The organism is Candidatus Endomicrobiellum pyrsonymphae (assembly GCF_020328025.1).
Classification (GTDB): Bacteria; Elusimicrobiota; Endomicrobiia; order Endomicrobiales; family Endomicrobiaceae; genus Endomicrobiellum; species Endomicrobiellum pyrsonymphae.
The window spans coordinates 1-3,859 of record NZ_JAIXMZ010000093.1 but is presented as its reverse complement, the minus strand read 5'-3'; the positions used below and the strand labels follow the sequence as shown (position 1 = coordinate 3,859).

The window sequence follows — 3,859 nt, the reverse complement described above, 5'->3', positions numbered from 1 at the left end:
ATTGTGAGTGACGGTAAATAAAGTGTGTATGAATAATAGTAAAGAAGATATGATAATTTAACAATTGACATCGTTTGCTAAAAAGAAAAGATGTCAATTGTTAAATTATCATATCTTCTTTACTATTATTCATACACACTTTATTTACCGTCACTCACAATAGCATTGAATTTGCCTTGCCCGTGGTATATTGATACAATGTGGATTATAATATACAATGCTATTGTGAGTGACGGTAAATAAAGTGTGTATGAATAATAGTAAAGAAGATATGATAATTTAACAATTGACATCGTTTGCTAAAAAGAAAAGATGCAAAAAGAGCAGTGGAAATATATAAGATGCTAAGATACAACAAAAGGAACAATCAAATGAAAAAAAATAAAAATGTAGAAGAAAGTTTTGTAAAAAGATTAAAAAACAATCCCAAACTTTTAAATCACTTTGTAAGAGAAATCATTGAACAATATGAGAAAGATGATGACTTCGGAATGTTTCTTGAGGGAATAAAGGCAATTGCAACTGCTACTGAAGGCATGACAAAAATAAGCAAAAAAGCCAATGTCAAAAGGGGTACACTGTATAAAGCTTTTTCTCACAAGGGAAACCCTGAAGCAAAAACATATTTTAATGTGCTTAAAAACATTGGAATTCAAGTCCATTATAGTTATGCCGGGAAGCAATGATCTTCCGAATATCAGCTATAAATTTTATATAAACTTTGGGATTAGAAATGGACAAAATAGTAATACGCGGTGGTAAGAAGTTAAAAGGCGAAGTTGTGATTTCTGGGTCAAAAAATTCTACTTTACCTATCTTATTTGCGTCGTTACTTACAGATGAGTCTGTAACGATAACAAATGTTCCATCTCTTGCAGACATAGATACCACGATTGAATTTTTAAATTTTATAGGCAAAAAAACCCTTAAAAAAGGGAATGTTGTAAAAACTTATTCTTCCTGTAGATATAAACATGTGGCTCCCTATGATTTAGTAAGAAAAATGCGCGCAAGCGTTTTAATAATGGGACCTTTACTTGCAAGACTTAAGAAAGTTGATGTATCTTTGCCTGGCGGATGCACAATAGGCGCGAGACCCATAGATATTCATTTAGATGTATTTAAAAAATTGGGCGCAGAAATTTCAGTGGAAGGCGGATACGTAAAAATTTCTGCTGAAAAAGGACTTAAAGGAACTGCTATAAACTTTAAATTCCCAAGTGTTGGCGCAACTGAAAACGCGTTGCTTTGCTCAGTTTTGGCGAAAGGTAAAACTACAATTATTAACGCTGCTGAAGAACCTGAAATAGAAGATTTGGCAAACGTTTTAAATAAGATGGGCGCAAAAGTTGTAGTATCAGGGACAAAGAAAATTACGATAGAAGGCGTAGATAAGCTTCACGGTTTTATTCATGAAGTAATTCCTGACAGAATAGAAGCTGCAACATATATGATTGCAGCTGCGATTACAAAAGGCGAAGTAACTCTTAAAAAAGTTGTTCCAAAACATTTAAAAGCTGTAAGCGATAAATTAAGAAAATGCGGTATGAGTATTAAAGAAACAAAAGATACAATTGCTGCAAAATGGGTAAAAACCTTAAAACCGCAGAACATTAAAACTGAAGTTTATCCGGGATTTCCAACGGATGTACAGGCCCAGTGGATGGCTTTGATGTGTCTTGTAAAAGGAAAATCGAAGATAACCGAGAATATTTTTGAAAACAGGTTTATGCATGTTGCCGAACTTCAAAGATTTGGCGCTGATATAGTCACAGATGGAAAAACTGTAAATGTAAATGGCATTGAAAAACTTTCAGGCGCGCCTGTGATGGTGTCGGACTTGAGAGCTGGAGCAGCTCTTGTTTTAGCAGGACTTGCCGCGGAGGGAAATACTGTTGTTTCAAGAATTTATCATTTAGACAGGGGTTATGATATGCTTGAAAAAAAACTCAAAAAAATAGGAGCAAATATAAAAAGAGCGCATAGCTAGTGTATGAGGCTAATTTTCTTATGTCCTATTTATAGATCTTTATTCTTAGTCTTATTCCAATCGTTTGACATGGGCGCTACTTTATTTAAAACCACGTTGTTTGTTGGCATCGCTCTTACGAGCTCTTCACATCTTCCTGGGAAATATTCAATTTATTTTTTTCACTCACAATTAGTCTTATTTTAGCCTTATCATCATATATTGTAGTCCAAAATATCTATTGATTTTCTCAAATGTTCCTTTGATAAACGAGCATAAATCATAGTGGCTTCTATCCTCAGCATCCTGCCATTTCGCCATGTTGCTACATCATGCAGACGGATTATTTTCACTGCCACGCTCCCCACGCTATCCTCGTCATCATCTTCCTCATCACGTCCTCCCTCGGCAGATTCGCCTCCGCCCTCGCCACCGCCCGCCCCAACGCCTCTACTCTTTCTCCTTCCGCTCTTCTTCCTTATCGTACGTAACGCCAAGAGTTTTATCTATATCGTCGCTTTCTTCTTGAGTAAGATTATATTTAGGTTTGTTATTGTTTGCTTTTCTGCTATTGTACTCATCTAAAATTAATCGTTTAAACTTCGCGTACGATATTTCATCCTTGTCTTTATCAAAGTACTTGCCATTTAAATTATCACGAAGCCCAAGACTTTCCTTTATAGCTTCGTATTCTAAGTAAGAAATATCGCTAATATTTTGCTTGTCTCCTGTCATATTCCTGCCGATATAAAAGATTAACTTCCTCATTAGATATTGAGTCGCCATTTTTGTCAAAACATTTTTAATCGCCTTCTGTAACACCAATAATGTTCCATATACTCAACGAATCTTTTCTTTTTTGTAATTCGCAACTGTAGCATAAGCGCTAGACGCGTTAGTAGCTCCTGTAGCACTAGCCACGCAGAGGAAGCAACTCTAGCTCTACCTCAAGTTCCGCCAAATACGCTCCATACATTGGCATTACCGAAGCGAGTACCGCATTAGATACGGTTGTTCCTGTAACTAGTGCCACGATAGTTCCAGCACCTGTTGTTTGTTATACCAGCCCCTAACGCATCTATATACGTTACACTATCACTAGTATCTATTTCAGCGCCACTTTTCTGCGACTGCTGTATATTTCCGCTATAAGCTCGGCGGCTCTTCGCTCCAAATTCGCCATGTTCCGTAGTAGCGACTCCACCATCCATTCCCATCATGTAGTTCATCATTTATATCCGTAGTAGCGACTCCACCATTCCCCCCCATCATGTAGTTCATCATTTATATCATCATCAAAAAAATCATCTACTCGTATATTAAATTCTTCCTCAGATATTTTAATCTTTTTGCCTATGGTGGATATGTCCAATATGTCCCCATATAGGTTAATCCAAGTATCAAAAAGGCTTGCTATATCGTCGGTTATTACTGAAACTCTTTTTTCCTTAGGAGTTGATTTTATTTTTTGTCTTAATTGTTCTTTTAGTTCGAAATATTTTCTATTAGTTGGTCTAACACCCAAAATAGCATTTAGTGTTCTAGCTTTGCGTTCTACTTCTGTACGAACATGAAAATGGGAAGATTCAATTAGTTCGTCATATTTGTCCGGATTTTTATCAAAAAAATCATTTAGTGCTTTAGTAACATCACTATCGCTTATTTCCGTGCCTGTGGTCTTCCAACCTATGATCTTCCAACGCCAATCTTTTCTATCCGTATCATAATCATAATAGTGCAGTTTTCCATTAATTACACTCAATTTCATATTAAGTAGTATATTCCCTGGAAATCTTTTAGGTTTTTCAAATATCCGTGTTATTAATTTATTTTTGACTTTTTTATATTCATAAGAGGCTAATCTTGCTTCTTGTGCTTCTTGTGCTTTTT

General features: G+C 35.7%; 6 protein-coding genes. 2 read left to right on the top strand and 4 right to left on the bottom strand.

Annotated features, from left to right (window positions below; translation table 11 throughout):
- The first annotated feature begins 371 nt into the window (after positions 1-371).
- Together LE180_RS06460 and murA are read left to right on the top strand one after the other, a co-directional pair.
- Positions 372-686 (top strand): DNA-binding protein, encoded by a 315-nt coding sequence (locus tag LE180_RS06460; protein WP_374134635.1) that lies wholly within the window; start codon positions 372-374, stop codon positions 684-686.
- Between the two features lie 47 nt (positions 687-733).
- Positions 734-1,990 carry a UDP-N-acetylglucosamine 1-carboxyvinyltransferase gene (murA, locus tag LE180_RS06455; RefSeq protein ID WP_374134634.1) on the top strand — a complete coding sequence of 419 codons (1,257 nt, stop codon included), beginning with the start codon at positions 734-736 and terminating at the stop codon, positions 1,988-1,990.
- Positions 1,991-2,184: 194 nt separating this feature from the next.
- Here murA and LE180_RS06450 read toward each other — a convergent pair whose 3' ends face one another.
- From LE180_RS06450 to LE180_RS06435, 4 genes are all read right to left on the bottom strand, one after another.
- Positions 2,185-2,466: a hypothetical protein gene (locus LE180_RS06450; RefSeq protein WP_374134633.1), complete on the bottom strand. Its 282-nt coding sequence runs from the start codon at positions 2,464-2,466 to the stop codon at positions 2,185-2,187.
- On the bottom strand, positions 2,420-2,791 hold the full coding sequence (locus LE180_RS06445) for a hypothetical protein (RefSeq protein ID WP_374134632.1): 372 nt from the start codon (positions 2,789-2,791) through the stop codon (positions 2,420-2,422). The genes LE180_RS06450 and LE180_RS06445 overlap by 47 nt, the downstream gene beginning before the upstream one ends.
- Before the next feature lie 179 nt (positions 2,792-2,970).
- Complete coding sequence (locus LE180_RS06440) at positions 2,971-3,201, bottom strand: hypothetical protein (RefSeq protein WP_374134631.1); 231 nt, start codon at positions 3,199-3,201, stop codon at positions 2,971-2,973.
- Positions 3,198-3,859 (bottom strand): hypothetical protein (locus LE180_RS06435; RefSeq protein WP_374134630.1); only part of this gene is annotated, 662 nt, incomplete at its 5' end. The genes LE180_RS06435 and LE180_RS06440, both read right to left, overlap by 4 nt.